The sequence below is a fragment of the Microvirga vignae genome (genome assembly GCF_001017175.1).
Classification (GTDB): Bacteria; Pseudomonadota; Alphaproteobacteria; order Rhizobiales; family Beijerinckiaceae; genus Microvirga; species Microvirga vignae.
Map to the genome: position 1 here is coordinate 81,561 of NZ_LCYG01000005.1, position 18,505 is coordinate 100,065.

The window sequence follows — 18,505 nt, forward strand, 5'->3', positions numbered from 1 at the left end:
GCGATGAAGTCATTAGCGCGACGCGGTGGCGAAGCGGCGGTCGATGAGAGCATCGACGGTCGCCTGCACATTCGTGTCGGCGGGCACCACACCGGCCTGCTGCAGGGCAAGGCCTGCGGCGAGGATCGTGTCAGCCTGCGGCTGGCCGATGGCGGAGTGCGTGAGTTCCGTTCGCTGCAGCTGACGCTCGATCACGGCTTCCGGCAGCTTGGTATAGGTCGCGAGGGTCTTCTTCAGCTCTTGCGGGTTGGCGAGAGCATATTTGCGGGCTTCCTCGTAGGCCTTCAGCACGCGGCCCACGAGAGCCGGATTGTCCTTCGCGAAAGCCTCCGACACGTTCAGCACGCCCCAGGTGTTGGCACCCGCGTTGCGATAGAAGAGCTGCGCGCCGCTTTCCTCTTCGGCAGCCGCCATCATCGGGTCGAGACCGGCCCAGGCATCCACGTCGCCGCGCTCGAGAGCCGTGCGGCCATCGGGATGCTGAAGCAGAACGAGCTTCACGTCCTTCTCGGTAAGCTTGGCTTCCTGAAGGGCGCGCACGAGGAAGATGTGCGGATCGGTGCCGCGGGTGACCGCGACGCGCTTGCCCTTCAGGTCCTCGACCTTGGCGATGCCCGTATCCTTGCGGGTGACGAGGGCGGTCCATTCAGGACGGGAATAGACGTAGATCGACTTGATCGGGTTGCCGTTGATCTTGGCGATCAGGGCGGCGGCGCCGGCGGTGGAGCCGAAATCGATGGAGCCGGCGTTGAGGAACTCAAGCGCCTTGTTGGAGCCGAGCGACTGCACCCAGCGGACGGTGATCCCATCCTTCTCCAGTTCCTTTTCCAGGAAGCCCTTGTCCTTCAGGACGAGGCTCACCGGGTTGTAGGTGGCGAAATCGATCTTGATCTCCTTCACCTGCGCGAAGGCGCCGGTGGCGAAGGAGGTCAGGCCGGTCGCGAGGGAGGCGGCGAGGAGGAGACGGCGGGTCAGGCTCATGTCTTTAGTCCCATGTTTGGCGCATGGGAGCTCGAACCTGTGGTTCTTGAGGCGCCCGGCGCTTTAGCTGTACTTGTTTCGCGCCCGCAAGCTGCATGCTCAAATCGGCGCGTGTTCTTTTTATGGAACTGACCGTTTTCTAAGTCAAACGAAATTTCTTATAAAGAACACTCTATCCGTCTTACCGGATATGTCCAGTCTACCCTTGGGGGGAGGCCTCGGGGATGGTAAGCCAGAACGAGTTTCGACGATGGTTGTTCCATGCCGCTCCAGACCTCCGATGGTATCCTGAAGGCTCTCGGCGACGAGCCGCTCCGCGATGCGGGGGAGTTGCGGGCCAAGCTCGTGCCCAAGCTCAAGCTCTACCTTGAGGAGGGAAGGGCGAGGGGGGAGCAGCAGCTTCTGGATACCGAGGACGGCCTTGTCTGCGCCAAGTATCTCTCGACGCATATGGACGATCTCGTCCAGCTCGTGCACGACGCGGTGGTGCGGCACCTCTATCCTGCCGAGAACCCGTCATCGGGCGAACGCATCGCCGTGGTGGCGACAGGCGGCTACGGGCGCGGCACGCTGGCGCCGGGCTCGGATGTCGATCTGCTGTTTCTTCTGCCCTACAAGCAGACCGCCTGGAGTGAGAGTGTCGTCGAGGGAATGCTCTATGTCCTTTGGGATCTGAAACTCAAGGTCGGTCATGCGACACGCTCGGTGGAGGACTGCATTCGAGAGGCCAGGGCCGACATGACGATCCGCACGGCGCTTCTCGAATCTCGCTTCCTCTTTGGCGACCGCGCGCTGTTCGACGATCTCGTGCAGCGCTTCGACAAGGAGGTCGTTGCGACATCCGCCGCGGAATTCGTGGACGCGAAATTGAAGGAGCGCGATGCGCGCGTGGCGAAGGCCGGTGCGTCGCGTTATCTCGTCGAGCCCAACGTGAAGGACGGCAAGGGTGGTCTTCGCGATCTCAACACGCTCTTCTGGATCGGCAAATACGTCTATCAGGTGAAGAAGCCGAAGGAGCTCGTGAAGGCGGGGCTCTTCACGCCCGAGGAGTTCAAGCTCTTCCAACGCTGCGAGGAGTTTCTGTGGCGCGTGCGCTGCCATATGCATTTCGCAACCGGTCGCGCCGAGGAGCGCCTCACCTTCGACCTGCAACGTGTCATCGCCGAGCGCATCGGCGTCGCGCCGCGCGGTGGCCTGTCGACGGTCGAGCGCTTCATGAAGACATACTTCCTCATCGCGAAAGACGTGGGCGATCTCACTGCCATCGTCTGCGCCGAACTCGAAGCGCGCCAGACGAAGAAGCGACCGATGCTCGATCGGGTGTTCGGCCGCTTCCGCCGCCGTCGCGGCGGGGCGCTCGCAGGTAACGACTTCATCATCGACAACAACCGCATCAACGTGAAGAACGAGGATGTGTTCGGACGCGATCCCGTCAACCTGATCCGCCTGTTCTGGCTGGCGGACAAGCATAATCTGGCAATTCATCCCGACGCCACGCGGCTTGCCACACGTTCCTTGAAGCTCATCGGGCAGAACCTCCGCCGCGATCCCGAGGCTAACAAGCTCTTCCTCGACATCATCACCTCCAGGAACGCCCCGGAGGTGGTTTTAAGGCACATGAACGAGGCGGGCGTGCTCGGCCGCTTCATTCCCGATTTCGGCCGCATCGTCGCGATGATGCAGTTCAACATGTATCATCACTATACGGTGGACGAGCATCTCATCCGCACCATCGGTGTGCTCACGGAAATCGAGACGGGTCAGCTCGGCAACGAGCACCCGCTCGCCAACCAGATTTTCACTACGATCCAGAACCGCCGCGCACTTTATGTCGCCGTGTTCCTGCACGACATCGCCAAGGGACGCCCGGAGGATCACTCGATCGCAGGTGCTGCGATTGCGCGCAAGCTCGGCCCGCGTTTCGGGTTGACGGATGCGGAAACGGACACTGTGGCGTGGCTTGTCGAGCATCACCTGCTCATGTCGAACACGGCGCAGAGCCGCGATCTGTCGGATCCCTCCACCATCAAGAGCTTCGCCGATGTGGTGCAGACCATGGAGCGGCTGAAGCTTCTTCTCGTGCTCACCATCGCGGACATCAAGGCGGTGGGTCCTGGCACATGGACGGGCTGGAAGGGCCAGCTGCTGCGCACGCTCTACTATGAAACCGAAGTGCTGCTCGGCGGTGGCGCGGCGGATGTCGCGCGCTCTGATCGTGTGCGTCTTGCGCAGGAGCAGTTGCGCAAAGCTCTTCCCGAGTGGTCGGACGAGGAGTTTGAACAATATGCGGCGCGCCACACGCCGGCGTATTGGCTGAAGACCGATGATGAGCGGCGCGTGAAGCAGGCGCATTTCGTGCGCGCCGCCGACAAGGATGGACGCACGGTCACCACCTGTTACGAAACCGATCACTTCCGCGGCGTCACCGAACTGACGGTCCTCTCGCCTGATCACCCGCGCCTGCTCGCCATCGTCACGGGCGCCTGCGCGGCGGCGGGCGGCAACATCGTGGATGCGCAGATCTTCACGACCACGGACGGAATGGCACTCGACACCATCGTGCTCTCGCGCGCCTTCGACCGGGACGAGGACGAGCTGCGCCGCGCGGAGCGCGTCGCCAAGGCCATCGAACGGGCACTGAAGGGAGAGGTGAAGATTGCCGATCTCGTGGAGAGCAAGCGGCCGTCCAAGCCATCGTCACGGGCCTTCAACGTGCCGCCCGAAGTCATCCTCGATAACTCTCTGTCGAGCCGCCAGACGGTCATCGAGATCTCCGGGCTCGACAGGCCGGGCCTGCTCTATGATCTCACGACGGCGCTCGGGAAGCTCAACCTCAACATCGCCTCCGCCCATATCGTGACCTTCGGCGAGAAGGCGGTGGACGTGTTCTATGTGACGGACCTGACAGGCACGAAGGTGACCCATGCCGGCCGCCAGGCCACGATTCGCCGGACCCTGCTCGATGTGTTCAAGAACGAGGAAGCGGAGCATCCCCAGAAGCGGAGCGCTTGATTTGTGAGCGCTTCGACCTGATATGTGCCCTGACCCTTTCCCTACCCCAGTTGATCGACCATGAATCCGAACGACACGGAAAACCAGAACATGAACCCCCAGGCCGAGCTCGCCAATGGCGCCGAGACCGAGGCTGCCGCTGCGCCCCAGGTTGACCCGGTGGCCGTTCTCGAGGCTGAAAAGGCCGATCTGAAGGACAAGCTCCTGCGCCTCATGGCGGACATGGAGAACCTGCGCCGCCGCACCGAGCGCGAGATGGCCGATGCCCGCACCTATGCGGTAGCCAATTTCGCCCGCGACATGCTGAACGTGGCCGATAACGTCCGCCGCGCCATCGAGAGCGTTCCGGAGGATGCGAAAGCCTCCGCCGAAGGCGCCTTCAAGGGCCTCATCGAGGGCATCGACCTGACCGAGCGCGACCTTCTCAAGACCCTGGAGCGCCACGGCGTGAAGAAGCTCGACCCGCAGGGCCAGAAGTTCGATCCGAACGTCCACCAGGCCATGTTCGAGGTGCCCAACCCCGACGTGCCGAGCGGCACGGTCGTGCAGGTGGTCCAGTCCGGTTATGTGATCGGCGATCGCGTGCTGCGTCCGGCCCTGGTTGGCGTGGCCAAGGGCGGCCCCAAGGCTCCGTCAAACGGCGCAGGCTCCGAGGCCGCCGACAATCCTTCCTCCGCTTCCTAGCGCATCGTGCGGAACCGGAGGTCCGCTCCCAACGATGCGCTCCTCTCAAGAATGAGCATCGGATCAATCCCAAAGGTGCAAGTCCACTTTTGGGTCCGAGGCTCTAAGTGGATCTTCTCCAGCACATTCCTTTTGAAGCCATCGGCGTCGCCGTCTTCGCGCTCACGGGCGCGCTGATGGCGGCCTGCAATGGCATGGATCCGTTCGGCTTTGCCTGCTTGCTACCCTCACAGGCGTGGGTGGCGGAACGGTGCGCGATCTCCTCATCGGCACGAGGCCGGTCTTCTGGGTGGGCGATCCCACCGATGTGCTCGTTTACCTGATCGTTGCCGAAATCGTCTTTGCCCTCGGCCCGAAGAAGGTGGCGGCTCTCGAAGGCGGGCGGCGCGGCCGTGTGGTCCTTTGGGCGGATGCCTTGGGACTTGCACTCTTTGCCATCACCGGCACAGCCAAGGCTCTGGCGGTTGGCGTCCCCGCCTTGTCGGCCATCGCGCTCGGTACGATTACGGCCACCTTCGGCGGCATCATCCGCGATATCTTCGCAGGCATCACGCCGCTCGTCCTACGGCAGGAAATCTATGTCACGGCGGCGGCCCTGGGCGCCGCCGTTGCCGTCACCTCACCCTGCAGGTCATCGGCCTTCCGCTCTCCTTGAGTGCGGCAGCAGGTTTTGCCGCTGCCTTCGGATTGCGGGCGCTCGCCATCCTGCGCGGGTGGTCTCTCCCGACCTTCCCGAGCCGGGAGTAGTTTTCTTAAAAATTCGTCTCGACTCCATCGGCGATGGCACGGAAGCGCGGCAGGTTCTGATCCCGCTGCTCTTCGCGCGAGAGGCCAACCATGCGCACGTAACGGTCGCCGTCGAAGCGGATCGACTGCATCACGACAATGGGCTGGCCCGATTCCGCTTCCGTAGCCCTGGCGACGATCTCGTGCCAGTCCTGACCCCTCAGGCGGAAAGATTCCGAGCGTTCGATGCGGATGTCTTTCAGAACCCTGTTCGAATAGAGGGCGGCCTGGGCGAATTGCTTGCGCTGCTCGCCGGGAGGGGGCGAGGGCTGAAGGGATGCCGCCAGGATCATGATCGGCTGCTCCACGGACTTGATCGTGTCCTTCGGACCGTCGGTGAACAGCACGGAGTTGCCGGCCATCACCCGCACGGGCCTGAAACCGGCCTTCTCGCCGAGACGGAAGGGCAGGGCGGAGACCTGCTCGTCGAGCGACACGTCACGGCGCAGGGCGACGCTTTTGAGGGCGTCGCGAATCTGCACATCGCTGTAGCCGTCCCGACCGCCATGGACCTGGGCCACCACGAGGCCGGTCATGGCCTCATCCTTGACCACGAGGAGCCATTTGCGGCCCATCTCGGGCCTCGTCATGGTGCCGCTGACGAGAATGGCATTCTTGGAGCCGAGCTTCACGTTCTCGCGGGACTTCATGTCGAGGCCCTGCTTCCTCAGAACCTCCTTGGTGAGTCCGGAGGCGAGCTGATCGAAGGCCTGGGCCGGCATTTCCGCGAAGGTGATCACGGCAGCCCGCTCCTCGTTCTCGAAGCCGCTGAAGCGCCTGGACAAGGCCATGTCCTGCGGCGGAACGAGGCCGATCCGCGAGGCGGGCGGAAAGACAGGCTCGGCAGCGAAAGCCGCCTGGGCGGACAGAATCAGACCGAGTGCGGCAAGGGCAACACGCTTCATATGGATACTCCCAATCCAATACTGGATTGGTAAGTCAATTCAGCGCTTCATTTCAATCCCGTCGGCAAAGGAGCGGAAGCGACGAAAATGCGCGTCCCTCTCCCCGGGACGTGTCACGCTCTTAATCCGCAAGATGCCTTGTCGACCGAACTCCAGGGTCTGCAAAACGACAAGCTTCTTGCCGGAAGCCGCGTCCTTGGCCTGACCCACGATCTCCTGACGGAGACGGCCACGATGCTGAAAAGACTGGGATAGCTCGATACTCACCTCCTTAAGATCAGGGTCAGCCTTCAGGAGTCTCTCGGCAAAGCCTTGTGCCACTGAAGAACCGGGCGTTTTGAACGGAGTGAAGGCGACTGTGACGACGGGCTGGTCGAGCCGGTAAAGGTCGTCGCTCGGGCCCTCCGTCATGGCGATTTGGAGTGTATCCATTCTCACGGGCCTGAAACCTGCCCTATCACCGATTTCGAAGGGAAGTTCAGTCATTTCGGCTTCGATGGGAACGGTCGGCCGGGCGACCAGGGAGTTCAGCATCCGGCGAATGGCTGCATCGGTATATCCCTCTGGGGTTTCGATAGACTGCACCACGATGAACATCGTGAGCGTGGGCTCGCGCACGGCAAGCAGCCATTTGCGCAGCAAGAAGCCATGTTGGGACTTCTGGTTCAATGTCACCAGGACGGCCGGATATCCCCCGATCGTGGTTCGCTCCTGAAAGACCACCTTCATGCCTTTCGGATTGGGATCCGTGATGGTCCGCTCTAGCAGCGCATATTCCTCTGGCTTCATCTCCCGGAAGCGGACAGAGGCGTGCTTTGACGCGTTCTCGAAAATTCCAGAGGCTCGGGAAAACGTCATCCCGTCTGCGGGCACGAGGCCGATCCTCGATCCAGGTGGGAATGTAGGCGCTGCAAAAGCAGTATCGAGGCTCGAAAGGAATAGAAGCGTGAGAAGAAGGAGACGCATCAGTCTTGCCCCGAACGAAATTACATTATCAGGGCTTTTCCACTTTGCGCAAGGTGAGATTAAGGCGTCCCGCATGCGACAGCAGGTCCGAGGAGTGGGGGATCAGCCGGTCGATGCCGTGATGGATCAGGCGCGCCGGCCCACCGAACACGATCGCGTCGCCGGATTTCAGCCGGATCGAGCGGGTCGGATCCTTGCGCTCCAGCCCGCCATAGCGGAACAGGGCCGTATCGCCCAAGGAGAGCGAGACGACGGGCGCGTCGAACTCCTCCTCGTCCTTGTCCTGGTGCATCCCCATGCGGGCCTGAAGGTCATAATAGTTGATAAGGCAGGCGTCGGGCGGATGTGGATACCCGCTCAACTCGTCCCAGGCCTCGAGCGCCTGGTCGGGCATGGCGGGCCAGGGCTGGCCCGTCTCGGGATGGGTCGGCTGGTAGCGATAGCCCTCAGGGTCGGAGACCCAGCCGAGCCGCCCGCAATTGGTCATGCGGACCGAGAAGGGCTTGCCCGTGCGCGGCATGCGCGGCGTGAAGAGGGGAGCGATCCTCGTGATCTCACGCAAGGCTTGGAGAAGGTGCTCCTGCGCAGGGCGATCCAAGTAATCCGGGTAGTAGACGAGGCCGGGGCTGAGGGTGATGCAGGGCATGACCCTATCTGGCACGTTCCGTCTCCGCCTGTCATCACCAGCCTTGTGCCGGTGATCCCGATGCAAATAAGCACAGCACCCTTCCAAAATGAGATGGCCGGGACGAGCCCGGCCATGACAGGGGAGTCTTACATGTGAAGGGCGATTACCCCTCCAGCACCTTCTTGTCGGCGACAGTGGTGTCGGCGTTGAGCCTATAGACCAGCGGAATGCCGGTCGCGAGCTCGAGGCTCGGGATTGTCTTAGGCGTCAGGCCGTCGAGCACCATCACGAGGGCGCGCAGCGAATTGCCGTGGGCTGCCACGAGGACGCGTTCGCCGCGCATCACGCGGGGCAGGATCTCGCGGATGTAGTAGGGCAGCACGCGGGCCACCGTGTCCTTCAGGCTCTCGCCGCCAGGAGGGGGCACGTCGTAGGAGCGGCGCCAGAGATGGACCTGCTCCTCGCCCCAGCGGGCGCGGGCATCGTCCTTGTTGAGGCCGGAGAGGTCGCCGTAATCGCGCTCGTTGAGCGCCTGGTCGGTAAAGGTCTTCAGATCCGGTTGGCCGATCTCTTCCAGGATCAGCTTGCAGGTGTGCTGGGCGCGGCCTAACACGGAGGTGAAGGCCACGTCGAACTGCACGCCCATCTCCTTCAGTCGATGGCCGGCGGTGCGCGCCTCCTCGATGCCGAGATCGGTCAGCCCCGGATCCTTCCAGCCGGTGAACAGATTCTTGAGGTTCCATTCGCTCTGGCCGTGGCGGGCAAGCACAAGAAGGCGATCCATTTCTCAGCGTCTCCGTAATCTCGTGATGGGTGTCTAGAGCATCGGACGAGAAAAGTGGAATCCACTTTTGGGATCCATCCGATGCTCCCTTTCTTAAGCAACGCATCGTTGATGCGGAAAACCGGGTCCACTTTTCACTGACGTGGCCCTTCGGGTCCGCACGATGCGCTAGAGGTCGTTAAGGCCGAGCACATCAGCCATGGTGTAAAGCCCAGGCTTCTTGTCGAAGCCCCAGAGCGCAGCCTTCACCGCGCCGCGCGCGAAAATGCTGCGGTCCTCGGCCCGATGCGACAGCTCCAGGCGCTCGCCAGTGCCTGCGAAGATCACTGAATGATCGCCAACCACCGAGCCGCCGCGCAGGGTTGCAAAGCCGATATCGCCGGCATTGCGCGCGCCGGTATGCCCGTCGCGGCTGCGCACCGAGTGCTCTTTCAGGGAAATCTTGCGGCCTTCCGCAGCCGCCTCGCCGAGGAGAAGCGCAGTGCCGGAGGGGGCATCCACCTTCATGCGGTGATGCATTTCGAGAATCTCGATGTCGAAATCTTCGCCCAGCGTCGCAGCGACCTTCCGCACGAGGCCTGCGAGCAGGTTCACACCCATCGACATGTTGCCGGACTGGATGATGCGCGCATGCCGGGCGGCGGCTTCGAGCCTGGTGAAATCGTCGTCCTGCAGGCCGGTGGTGCCGATCACATGGACGATGCGGGCTTGGGCGGCGAGGCCGGCAAAGGACACGCTGGCGGCAGGCGACGTGAAGTCGAGAACGCCGTCGGCCTTGGCGAAGACCGGGAGGGGATCGGCCGTCACGCTGACGCCGAGCGGGGAGAGGCCCGCAAGCACCCCCGCATCCTGGCCCAGCGCATGGGAGCCCTCGCGCTCGATGGCACCTACGAGGCGGCAGCCTTCCGTCTCGGCCACGGTCTTGATGAGCATGCGCCCCATACGCCCGGCCGCTCCGACCACGACAAGTCGCATTTCGCTCATGCTCGTTCTCCTATTTGCCTGCGCAAGGCATATAGCGGCTTAAGCCACCTTCGAGAATGCCCTTCCGGTCATCCCCGGAACAAGTCCGGGATGACGGGAAGGGGACGGGACAAACTTCAACCCGGCTGCGGGCCCTCATAACCCTCGATGATGATGATGTCGGCCACCGCATGGCCGTCCCGCTCGGCTTTTGCCGCCTGGTACTCGGGCGAGTCCCAGCAGGCCAGAGCCGCCTCGTAGGTCGGGAACTCGATCACCACGTTGCGGGCGCGCGCGTCGCCTTCCGCCACGCGGTAGCCGCCGCCGCGGACCAGGAAGCGGGCTCCGAACTTGGCGAAGGGGACCGCATTGGCCTTCACGTAATTCTGGTAAGCCTCCGGGTTCGACACATCGACCCGGCCGATCCAATAACCCTTCGGCATCGCTTCAGGCTCCTTCGACCAGCACGAACTCGGCGACGCACGCACCCTCGCGCTTGGCCTTCGCCGCCTGATAATCGGGAGAGTTGTAATAGGTGCGGGCCTGCTCGACGGAATCGAACTCGATCACCACGTTGCGGGGCCGGGCCTCGCCTTCAAGGGCCTCGTAGGCGCCGCCGCGCACCAGCGGGCGTCCGCCATACTTCTTGATCGCCTCCGTCGCGCCCTTGGCATATTCGGCATAGGCCTCCGGGTTGGTGACGGTGACGCGGGCGATGACATAGCCTTTAGGCATGGAGGACTCCTCTGTATGGGGTGTGCAGCGAACGCCAGGAGGCGCGATGCGTCAAGCCGTTGCGTCGCCCATTTCCTTGACGATGGCCTCGGCAGCCGCGCGCGGATCGGCGGCCTTCACGATGGGGCGCGCGACGACGAGATGCGTGGCGCCGTTGCGGATGGCATCACCCGGCGTGACGATGCGCTTCTGGTCGCCTGCCTCTGATCCGGAAGGGCGAATGCCAGGCGTCACGATGAAGCTGTCGGGTCCCACGATGGCGCGCACGCGCTCGGCCTCGGTGGCGGCGCACACGATGCCGTCAATGCCGATCTCGCGGGCCTGACCTGCGCGACGAGCAACGAGTTCCGCAGCCGACACGGGCGCATAGCCGGCCTCAACGAGGTCGTTATCGTCGTAGGAGGTGAGCACCGTGACGGCGAGGATCTTCAGATTCGATCCTGCTTTTCCGGTAACGGCGGCCCGCATGGTCTGCGGATAGGCATGAACGGTGAGGAACGTGACGCCCATGCGCGCGATGGAGCGCACGCCTTCTTCTACCGTGTTGCCGATGTCATGGAGCTTGAGATCGAGAAAGATCTTCTTGCCCTGGCCGATCAGCTCGCGCGCGAATTCAAAACCGCCGGCATAAGCGAGCTGATAGCCGATCTTGTAGAAGGTGCCCGCATCGCCGATGCGCGTCACGATGGTCCGTGCTTCCTCGACGCTTGGAACATCGAGACCAATGATGAGGCTGTCGCGAATGTCTCCCCCTGAAACGGGATTCGTGGAAGGAGACACACCGTTGCTCATGGATGGTTGACCTTGTTGTAGACCCAGACGCGGGCCGGGGGCAGGTTGCGCCAGATGCGGTTCGAGGCTCGGGCTTTGTACGATTGCGAGCGTGCCGGGATCGGCGGCACGACGGCATAGGTGAACTGGATGAAGGGCGCGTTCGGATGCATCAGCTCCTGCGCGATCTCGAGCAGATCCAGGCGCTGGTCCATGGGCTTGGTGAAGAGCGGAAGGCTCGACACGGTGGCGGCGGCGGGCTCCTTCAGAATGCCGGACAGCGTTTCCTTCAAATCGTACGCATCGCCCTGGATGATGGTCGCTTTTGGAAAACGGCGCTTCAGGAGCTGGCAGAATTCGGGGTTGAACTCGACGAGGATCAGCCGTTCCTGCTCCACGCCACGCCGGATCAGAGCGTCCGTCACCGGGCCCGTGCCGGGGCCCAGCTCGACGACAGGCCCCGGAATGCGGCGATCGACGTAAGAGGCCATGGTCCGCGCCAGAACTTTGCCTGAAGGAGTCACTGCGCCCACGACCAGGGGGCGTTCCAACCAGGAGCGGAGAAAGCGGGCTTCGTCCTGAAAGCGGTCTTTCTTGAAGGGCAGTTTCCGGGTCGTAGGCCGTTGGGACGACTGAAGCACTGGGCAGACCCCTCAAGCGGGCGGATCACATGGGTTGTTTAGAACTCAAAGGAAACGACCGTCAAGTTAACTTGATCCGCCAAGCCCATCGAGAAACTCGCGGAAGCGCGAGAAGAAGCCTGAGCTCTCGGGGTGATTTTCCTTCGAGCATTCCTTGTCGAATTCCTCGAGAAGCTCGCGCTGGCGCCTGGAGAGCTTCTGCGGAGTTTCCACAACAACCTGGATGTAGAGGTCGCCCACATCGCGCGAGCGCAGCACCGGCATGCCCTTGCCCTTCAGGCGGAACTGCTTGCCGGTCTGAGTGCCTTCGGGAACCTTCACGAGGGCCTCGGAGCCGCCCAAGGTCGGCACGCTGAACTCGCCGCCGAGCGCTGCCGTCACCATGGAGATCGGCACGCGGCAGAACAGGTCCGCGCCATCGCGCTGGAAGAACGGATGAGGCTTGATGGAGAGGAAAATGTAAAGATCGCCCGGAGGTCCGCCACGCAGGCCAGCCTCGCCTTCGCCAGCCAGGCGAATGCGCGTTCCGTCTTCCACGCCGGCCGGGATATTGACGGAGAGCGTGCGCTCGCGCGTGACACGGCCGGCGCCGCCGCAAGCTCCGCACGGATCGTCGATCACCTCGCCGCGCCCATGGCAGTTCGGGCAGGTGCGTTCGATGGAGAAGAAGCCTTGTGTCGCCCGTACGCGGCCCGCGCCGCCGCAGGTGGGACAGGTCTTCGGCTTCGAGCCCGGCTTCGCGCCGGAGCCTGAGCAGGCCTCACAGGTAATGGAGGTGGGAATCTTCAGCTCGGCGGTCTTGCCGTGGAACGCTTCGTCGAGGGTGATCTCGAGGTTATAGCGCATATCCGCGCCGCGCTCGCGGCCGCCCGCTCCGCGGCCTCGGCTGCGCCCGCCGCCGGCATCGCCGAAGAAGTTTTCGAAAATGTCCGACATGAAGTCGGAGAAATCGCCGCCGAAGCCAGGACCCGCGCCGCCACCATTGGCGAAGGCCGCATGGCCGTAGCGGTCGTAGGCCGCGCGCTTCTGCCCATCGGAGAGGGTCTGATAGGCCTCGTTGATTTCCTTGAACTTGACCTCGGCCTCATGGTCGCCCGGATTGCGGTCCGGGTGATACTGCATCGCGAGCTTGCGAAAGGCGGATTTCATCTCCGCTTCTGTCGCGGTCCTCGCAACGCCGAGAACGTCGTAGTAATCGCGCTTGGACATGTCAGGCGCCCCTGGGAGCGCACAAGCGCTCCGTCATCCCGCCGATCAGACCCTGACGCTCGAAGCTGCTTAAGAAAGGGAGCATCGGATTGATCCCAAAAGTGGAACCCACTTTTGGGTCCGATGCTCCAGCATCGTGATGATTGGTCGATTGATCGGTCATTGTTGTTTCAAGCCATTTCACGAAAACGGCACCCGGCCATGAAACCGGGTGCCGAATTCTCTCAAGACGTGCGCATCGTTTTTAAGCGCGCTTCTTCTTGTCACCCTCGTCGACTTCCTGGAAGTCGGCGTCGATGACGTCGTCCTTCTTGGCCTCTTCGCCGCTCGATGCCTGCTCGCCGCCTTCGCCGGCGTTGGCTTGAGCCGCGTACATGGCTTCGCCCAGCTTCATGGAAGCCTGCATCAGGTCCGTGGTGCGGGCCTTGATGACCTCGGCGTCCTCACCGGCGAGAGCCTGCTTGAGCGCGTCGATGGCGGTCTGGATGCCCTGCTTGTCGGACTCTCCAACCTTGTCTCCGTACTCGGCAAGCGACTTCTCGGTGGCGTGGACCAGGCTTTCACCCTGGTTCTTCGCCTCGACGACTTCGCGGCGCTTCTTGTCCTCCTCGGCGTGAGCCTCGGCGTCCTTCACCATCTTCTCGATGTCGGCATCCGACAGACCGCCGGAAGCCTGGATGCGGATCTGGTGCTCCTTGCCGGTGGCCTTGTCCTTCGCCGTGACGTTCACGATGCCGTTCGCGTCGATGTCGAAGGTCACCTCGATCTGCGGCACGCCGCGCGGTGCCGGCGGAATGCCCATGAGGTCGAACTGGCCGAGCAGCTTGTTGTCCGCCGCCATTTCGCGTTCGCCCTGGAAGACCCGGATGGTCACCGCATTCTGGTTGTCTTCCGCGGTCGAGAAGACCTGGCTCTTCTTCGTCGGGATCGTGGTGTTGCGCTCGATCAGGCGGGTGAACACGCCGCCGAGCGTCTCGATGCCGAGCGAGAGCGGGGTCACATCGAGGAGCAGAACGTCCTTCACGTCGCCCTGGAGCACGCCCGCCTGGATCGCAGCGCCGATGGCCACGACCTCATCCGGGTTCACGCCCTTGTGGGGCTCCTTGCCGAAGAAGTTCTTCACCACTTCCTGGATCTTCGGCATGCGGGTCATGCCGCCGACCAGGACCACCTCGTCGATGTCGCCGGCGGAGATGCCGGCGTCCTTGAGGGCCTTGCGGCAGGGCTCGATGGTCTTCTGCACGAGGTCGTCCACGAGCTGCTCGAACTTCGCGCGCGAGAGCTTGAGAGCGAGGTGCTTCGGACCGGACGCATCCGCCGTGATGTAGGGCAGGTTGATTTCGGTCTGAGCGGCCGAGGACAGCTCGATCTTCGCCTTTTCGGCGGCTTCCTTCAGGCGCTGAAGGGCGAGCTTGTCCTTCGTGAGGTCGATGCCCTGCTCCTTCTTGAACTCGGACGCGAGGTACTCGACGAGGCGCATGTCGAAGTCTTCACCGCCGAGGAACGTGTCGCCGTTGGTGGACTTCACCTCGAACACGCCGTCGCCGATCTCGAGGATCGACACGTCGAAGGTACCGCCGCCGAGGTCGTAGACCGCGATCATGCCGGACTGCTTCTTGTCGAGGCCGTAGGCCAGCGCCGCAGCGGTCGGCTCGTTGATGATGCGCAGGACCTCAAGGCCGGCGATCTTGCCCGCGTCCTTGGTGGCCTGACGCTGAGCGTCGTTGAAGTAGGCGGGAACCGTGATGACGGCCTGCGTCACCGGCTGGCCGAGATAGGCTTCCGCGGTTTCCTTCATCTTCTGCAGGGTGAAGGCGGAGATCTGCGACGGCGAATATTGCTTGCCGTCGGCTTCGACCCACGCGTCGCCGTTCGGACCCTTGATGATGTGATACGGAACGAGGCCCATGTCCTTCTTGGTCATGGGGTCTTCAAAGGTGCGTCCGATCAGGCGCTTGATGGCAAAGAAGGTGCGCGACGGATTCGTGACCGCCTGGCGCTTGGCCGGCTGGCCGACGAGGCGCTCGCCTTCGTCGGTGAAGGCGACGATGGACGGGGTCGTCCGGGTGCCTTCCGCGTTTTCGATAACTTTGGGCGTCGTGCCTTCCATGACAGCGACGCAGGAATTGGTGGTGCCGAGGTCGATACCAATGACCTTACCCATGGCGGGATCCCTCACTTTCAAGCAGACCGCCGAGCCCTAAAAGCAGCTCGGCCCATGGCTTACATGTTGAATGACTTAAACAAGGGCGCTTCGCCCGAAGCGCCTTGCTGGCGCTGATATAAGAAGGCGTCTCAAACGCTGCAAGACGATCCTGAAGGCTAGTTGGCTTCATTGCATGAGAGAAGACCCCTGTTGCAGGACTGCAATAGGGGGTAAGTGGCTGGAACGGCTTGGATTACGGATAGCTTGGATTACGGATAGAAAGACCAGGGCGCCCGAACCCTCTCAAAGGGGGAGGGACGTCGTGCGGGTCATCCCCGGCGGTCCTTTGGGACCGGGAAGGGGATCCACGATCATGCGCAGCGTGATGGATTCCCCTCCCTCGCTTCGCTCGTCGGGAATGACACCCGCCTCGTCACCACCGGCCTTGTGCCGGTGATCCGACGATGGGAAAGGCGCAGCGCTCAATAAGGTCGAGATGGCCCGGACTGATCCCCCGATCGAGTCCGTGGACGGCCATGACAGGAAGAGGACTTATCAGGCGTTCTCAGGCCTCACCCCTCGCCCATGCTCCGCCCCGCCTCCCATCCCAGGATCGCCTGCTTGCGGGTGAGGCCCCAATGATAGCCGGTCAGCGCGCCGGAGCGGCCGAGCACTCGGTGGCAGGGGACGACGAAGGAGATGGGGTTCTTGCCCACCGCCGCCCCGACGGCCCGGCAGGCGGCGGGTTTTCCGATATGGCGGGCGATGTCGGAATAGGTGGTGGCTTTGTCGCGGGGGATGCGCAGCAGCGTCTGCCAGACCCGCACCTCGAAATCCGTGCCGATCAGGACGACCCGCAGGGGCTGCTCCGCCTGCCACTGGGTCGGGTTGAAGATGCGCTGGGCGAGCGGCTCAGTGGCGGCCTCGTCCTTGACATAGCTCGCTTTGGGCCAGCGGCGGGTCATGTCGGCAAGGGCCGCTTCCCGGTCTCCATTGTCCACGAAGCCGAGGCCCGCGAGTCCCCGCTCAGTCGCCACCAGAACCGCCTCGCCGAAGGGAGAGGGGTGAAATCCATAGCGCATCGTGAGGCCCGCTCCGCCGGCCTTGAAGTCGCCCGGCGTCATGGCCTCGTGGGTCACGAAGAGATCGTGCAGACGGGCAGGCCCCGAGAGGCCGACCTCGTAGGTGGCGTCGAGCACGCTGGCGGAGGAGGCCAGAAGCGCCTTGGCGTTGTCGAGGGTGATTGCCTGGAGAAAGGCTTTGGGGCTCAAGCCCGCCCAGCGCCGGAAGAGATGATGCACATGAGTGGTGGAGAGCCCCACATGATCCGCAATCGCCTCCAGCGAAGGCTGGTCCCGCCAGCGCTCGGAGATGAACGCAATGATCCGGCGCACCCGCTCGTAATCGGTTTGAGGCTCCTCCGGCATCGTGAAATGGCCGGGTTCGATGGTGATGTCGCGCAAGGTATCGAGCATGGCGTGTTTCCTCTTGATCGCACTCTAGGCGGTCTGAGGAGGCGGCGACACCCGATTTCTGCGGTACGACTCCTGCGGCGGCTATCTCCCTCTCGGTCCCACCCGGGACCGGGCGCGGTCGGACGGGCCGGGGCCGACCTTCAATCATCGGGGCGGTCGGTGTTCTGGAGAGGATAGTCGATGGTCTGGCAGGCGGCGGCGCTGAGCGAGAGCAGCACAAGCGCAGCGGCGACAAGGCTCTTAGGCATGGCGCAGATCCTGATTGGCTCGTTTCCCTTCACACGGGCAAGAACAGCCTGAAGGCGTCCTGGATACGCGCGCCGGAATTCACTTTCCCTTGACGATCTGAATTGCCGCGTTGGCGGCGCGAATGTCCTCGCCCCGCCGCCACATACCAAGCGCGGTCAATGGCACTCGTGCGCACATTGATCATGATCGGCAAGGGCCTGAATGACCCGGCACTCGCCCACACGGCCGTGGCTGCACTCGTTGATCATGCGCTGCAACTCGGTTCGCAGGGCTGTCAGCTGCTCGATTCGCCTTTCCACCTCGATCATGTGCCTGCGGGCAATTCGGTCGGCCTCGGCACAGGACTGGTCCGGGTTCTCGTTGAGCGCCAGCAATTCCCGAATGGCCTCTACCTCGAACCCGAGTTCGCGGGCATGGCGGATGAAATTGAGGCGGGACACCTCGGCAGGCCCATAGCGGCGCTGCTTGCCTTCGGTGCGCGGCGGCGCAGGCATAAGGCCGACCTGCTCGTAATAGCGGATCGTCGGTACCTTCACGGCCGTGCGGCGGGATAATTCTCCAATCGACAGCATTGTGGTCTTGAACCTCTAGTCACTAGAGATCGTAGAGTCTCTTTCGCTTTAGGAAAAGGACGATTCGCATGGCCGATACCTGCTGCTCAAACGATGCCTGCTGTGACTCCAAGCCGGTCCAGGCTCCCTTGCCCGAGACACTGAAGGCAGGCCCGGCGACGAGCTGCGGAACGGGCGATGCTTGCGGCTGCCATGGAGGTGTCCCGGTCTTTGACGGAGTGGACCCGCGCTACAAGCGCGTCCTCTGGACAGTGATCGCGCTCAATGCGGCGATGTTCGCTACCGAGATGGTCGCGGGCCACCTCGCTCGGTCACAGGCCCTGCAGGCGGACGCGCTTGATTTCCTCGGCGATACAGTGACCTATGGCTTAAGCCTTGCCGTCATCGGCGCCAGCCTGCGCACACGGGCGACAGCGGCGCTCTTCAAGGGGCTCTCCCTGAGCCTGATGGCCCTGTGGGTGCTCGGATCGACGATCTATCAGGTTCTCATTCTTGGTCTTCCGAAGGCGGAGCTGATGGGCGGCGTCGGCGTGCTTGCCTTCATGGTCAACTTAAGCTCGGTGCTCCTGCTGATGCGCTACAAGGACGGCGACGCCAATGTGCGCTCCGTCTGGCTGTGCTCACGCAACGATGCCATCGGCAATGTCGTAGTGGTGCTGGCGGCTCTGGGTGTGTGGGGCACCGCGACCGCATGGCCGGATCTCGCCGTCGCCGCCTTGATGGCGGGCCTCTTCCTCTCATCCTCGGTGCAGATCCTGCGTCAGGCCTGGCATGAGTACCGGGAGGAGGCGATGCAGGTTCCAGCCGTGAGGCCTCGGGACGCGGGAGGGATTCAATAGCCTCTGCTCCACTCCTCTTGTTATGGCCGTCCCCGGACTTGGTCCGGGGATCAGTCCCGGCCATCCATGTCTTAGGAACCACCGCACGAAAAGACGTGGATCTCCGGCCCAAGGCCGGGGTGACGTGAGAGGCGATGGAGGAGGTTCCGAGCCATCCGG

At 63.1% G+C, this 18,505-nt stretch carries 18 protein-coding genes and 1 pseudogene; 5 read left to right on the forward strand and 14 right to left on the reverse strand.

Going from position 1 to position 18,505, the window contains the following annotated elements:
* Positions 1-12: 12 nt before the first annotated feature.
* Positions 13-981, reverse strand: coding sequence for an aliphatic sulfonate ABC transporter substrate-binding protein (locus AA309_RS02030; protein ID WP_047187310.1), 969 nt, complete (start codon positions 979-981; stop codon positions 13-15).
* Positions 982-1,242: 261 nt separating this feature from the next.
* On the opposite strand from AA309_RS02030, the gene AA309_RS02035 reads away from it, so the two are divergent.
* The 4 genes and pseudogenes from AA309_RS02035 (at position 1,243) to AA309_RS36235 (ending at position 5,332) form a co-directional block, all read left to right on the forward strand.
* On the forward strand, positions 1,243-3,993 hold the full coding sequence (locus AA309_RS02035) for a [protein-PII] uridylyltransferase (RefSeq protein ID WP_047187311.1): 2,751 nt from the start codon (positions 1,243-1,245) through the stop codon (positions 3,991-3,993).
* A 60-nt stretch (positions 3,994-4,053) separates the two neighbouring features.
* Positions 4,054-4,677 (forward strand): nucleotide exchange factor GrpE, encoded by a 624-nt coding sequence (grpE, locus tag AA309_RS02040; protein ID WP_047187312.1) that lies wholly within the window; start codon positions 4,054-4,056, stop codon positions 4,675-4,677.
* A 176-nt stretch (positions 4,678-4,853) separates the two neighbouring features.
* Positions 4,854-4,966: pseudogene (locus AA309_RS36230) on the forward strand (TRIC cation channel family protein); the annotation flags it as partial.
* Between the two features lie 105 nt (positions 4,967-5,071).
* Positions 5,072-5,332 (forward strand): trimeric intracellular cation channel family protein, encoded by a 261-nt coding sequence (locus tag AA309_RS36235; protein WP_244470227.1) that lies wholly within the window; start codon positions 5,072-5,074, stop codon positions 5,330-5,332.
* Between the two features lie 97 nt (positions 5,333-5,429).
* Here AA309_RS36235 and AA309_RS02050 read toward each other — a convergent pair whose 3' ends face one another.
* The 13 genes from AA309_RS02050 to AA309_RS02110 form a co-directional block, all read right to left on the reverse strand.
* Entirely contained in the window at positions 5,430-6,368 is a 939-nt protein-coding gene (locus tag AA309_RS02050) for a hypothetical protein (RefSeq protein ID WP_047187313.1), read from the reverse strand.
* A 39-nt stretch (positions 6,369-6,407) separates the two neighbouring features.
* Complete coding sequence (locus AA309_RS02055) at positions 6,408-7,226, reverse strand: hypothetical protein (protein ID WP_047187314.1); 819 nt, start codon at positions 7,224-7,226, stop codon at positions 6,408-6,410.
* Between the two features lie 136 nt (positions 7,227-7,362).
* Positions 7,363-7,980, reverse strand: a complete 618-nt coding sequence (locus AA309_RS02060; protein ID WP_047187315.1) for an alpha-ketoglutarate-dependent dioxygenase AlkB family protein — start codon at positions 7,978-7,980, stop codon at positions 7,363-7,365.
* 145 nt (positions 7,981-8,125) lie between these two features.
* Positions 8,126-8,746, reverse strand: a complete 621-nt coding sequence (locus AA309_RS02065) for a 2,3-bisphosphoglycerate-dependent phosphoglycerate mutase (RefSeq protein WP_047187316.1) — start codon at positions 8,744-8,746, stop codon at positions 8,126-8,128.
* Positions 8,747-8,914: 168 nt separating this feature from the next.
* Positions 8,915-9,721 carry a 4-hydroxy-tetrahydrodipicolinate reductase gene (gene dapB / locus AA309_RS02070; protein WP_047187342.1) on the reverse strand — a complete coding sequence of 269 codons (807 nt, stop codon included), beginning with the start codon at positions 9,719-9,721 and terminating at the stop codon, positions 8,915-8,917.
* 125 nt (positions 9,722-9,846) lie between these two features.
* Positions 9,847-10,152, reverse strand: a complete 306-nt coding sequence (locus AA309_RS02075; protein WP_047187317.1) for a DUF1330 domain-containing protein — start codon at positions 10,150-10,152, stop codon at positions 9,847-9,849.
* Positions 10,153-10,156: 4 nt separating this feature from the next.
* Positions 10,157-10,444 (reverse strand): DUF1330 domain-containing protein, encoded by a 288-nt coding sequence (locus AA309_RS02080; protein WP_047187318.1) that lies wholly within the window; start codon positions 10,442-10,444, stop codon positions 10,157-10,159.
* A 51-nt stretch (positions 10,445-10,495) separates the two neighbouring features.
* Positions 10,496-11,224 carry an orotidine-5'-phosphate decarboxylase gene (pyrF, locus tag AA309_RS02085; protein ID WP_244470224.1) on the reverse strand — a complete coding sequence of 243 codons (729 nt, stop codon included), beginning with the start codon at positions 11,222-11,224 and terminating at the stop codon, positions 10,496-10,498.
* Positions 11,225-11,232: 8 nt separating this feature from the next.
* Positions 11,233-11,856, reverse strand: a complete 624-nt coding sequence (locus AA309_RS02090) for a class I SAM-dependent methyltransferase (RefSeq protein ID WP_047187320.1) — start codon at positions 11,854-11,856, stop codon at positions 11,233-11,235.
* Positions 11,857-11,922: 66 nt separating this feature from the next.
* Positions 11,923-13,065: a molecular chaperone DnaJ gene (gene dnaJ, locus AA309_RS02095; protein WP_047187321.1), complete on the reverse strand. Its 1,143-nt coding sequence runs from the start codon at positions 13,063-13,065 to the stop codon at positions 11,923-11,925.
* A 244-nt stretch (positions 13,066-13,309) separates the two neighbouring features.
* Complete coding sequence (gene dnaK, locus AA309_RS02100) at positions 13,310-15,229, reverse strand: molecular chaperone DnaK (protein ID WP_047187322.1); 1,920 nt, start codon at positions 15,227-15,229, stop codon at positions 13,310-13,312.
* Positions 15,230-15,783: 554 nt separating this feature from the next.
* The gene (locus AA309_RS02105) at positions 15,784-16,638 is read right to left on the reverse strand and encodes a methylated-DNA--[protein]-cysteine S-methyltransferase (RefSeq protein WP_244470228.1); all 855 of its coding nucleotides are present in this window, start codon (positions 16,636-16,638) and stop codon (positions 15,784-15,786) included.
* 452 nt (positions 16,639-17,090) lie between these two features.
* Entirely contained in the window at positions 17,091-17,507 is a 417-nt protein-coding gene (locus tag AA309_RS02110) for a MerR family transcriptional regulator (protein ID WP_047187324.1), read from the reverse strand.
* Between the two features lie 68 nt (positions 17,508-17,575).
* Here AA309_RS02110 and AA309_RS02115 point away from each other — a divergent pair, with 68 nt between their 5' ends.
* On the forward strand, positions 17,576-18,346 hold the full coding sequence (locus AA309_RS02115) for a cation efflux transmembrane domain-containing protein (RefSeq protein ID WP_047187325.1): 771 nt from the start codon (positions 17,576-17,578) through the stop codon (positions 18,344-18,346).
* Positions 18,347-18,505 lie beyond the last annotated feature (159 nt).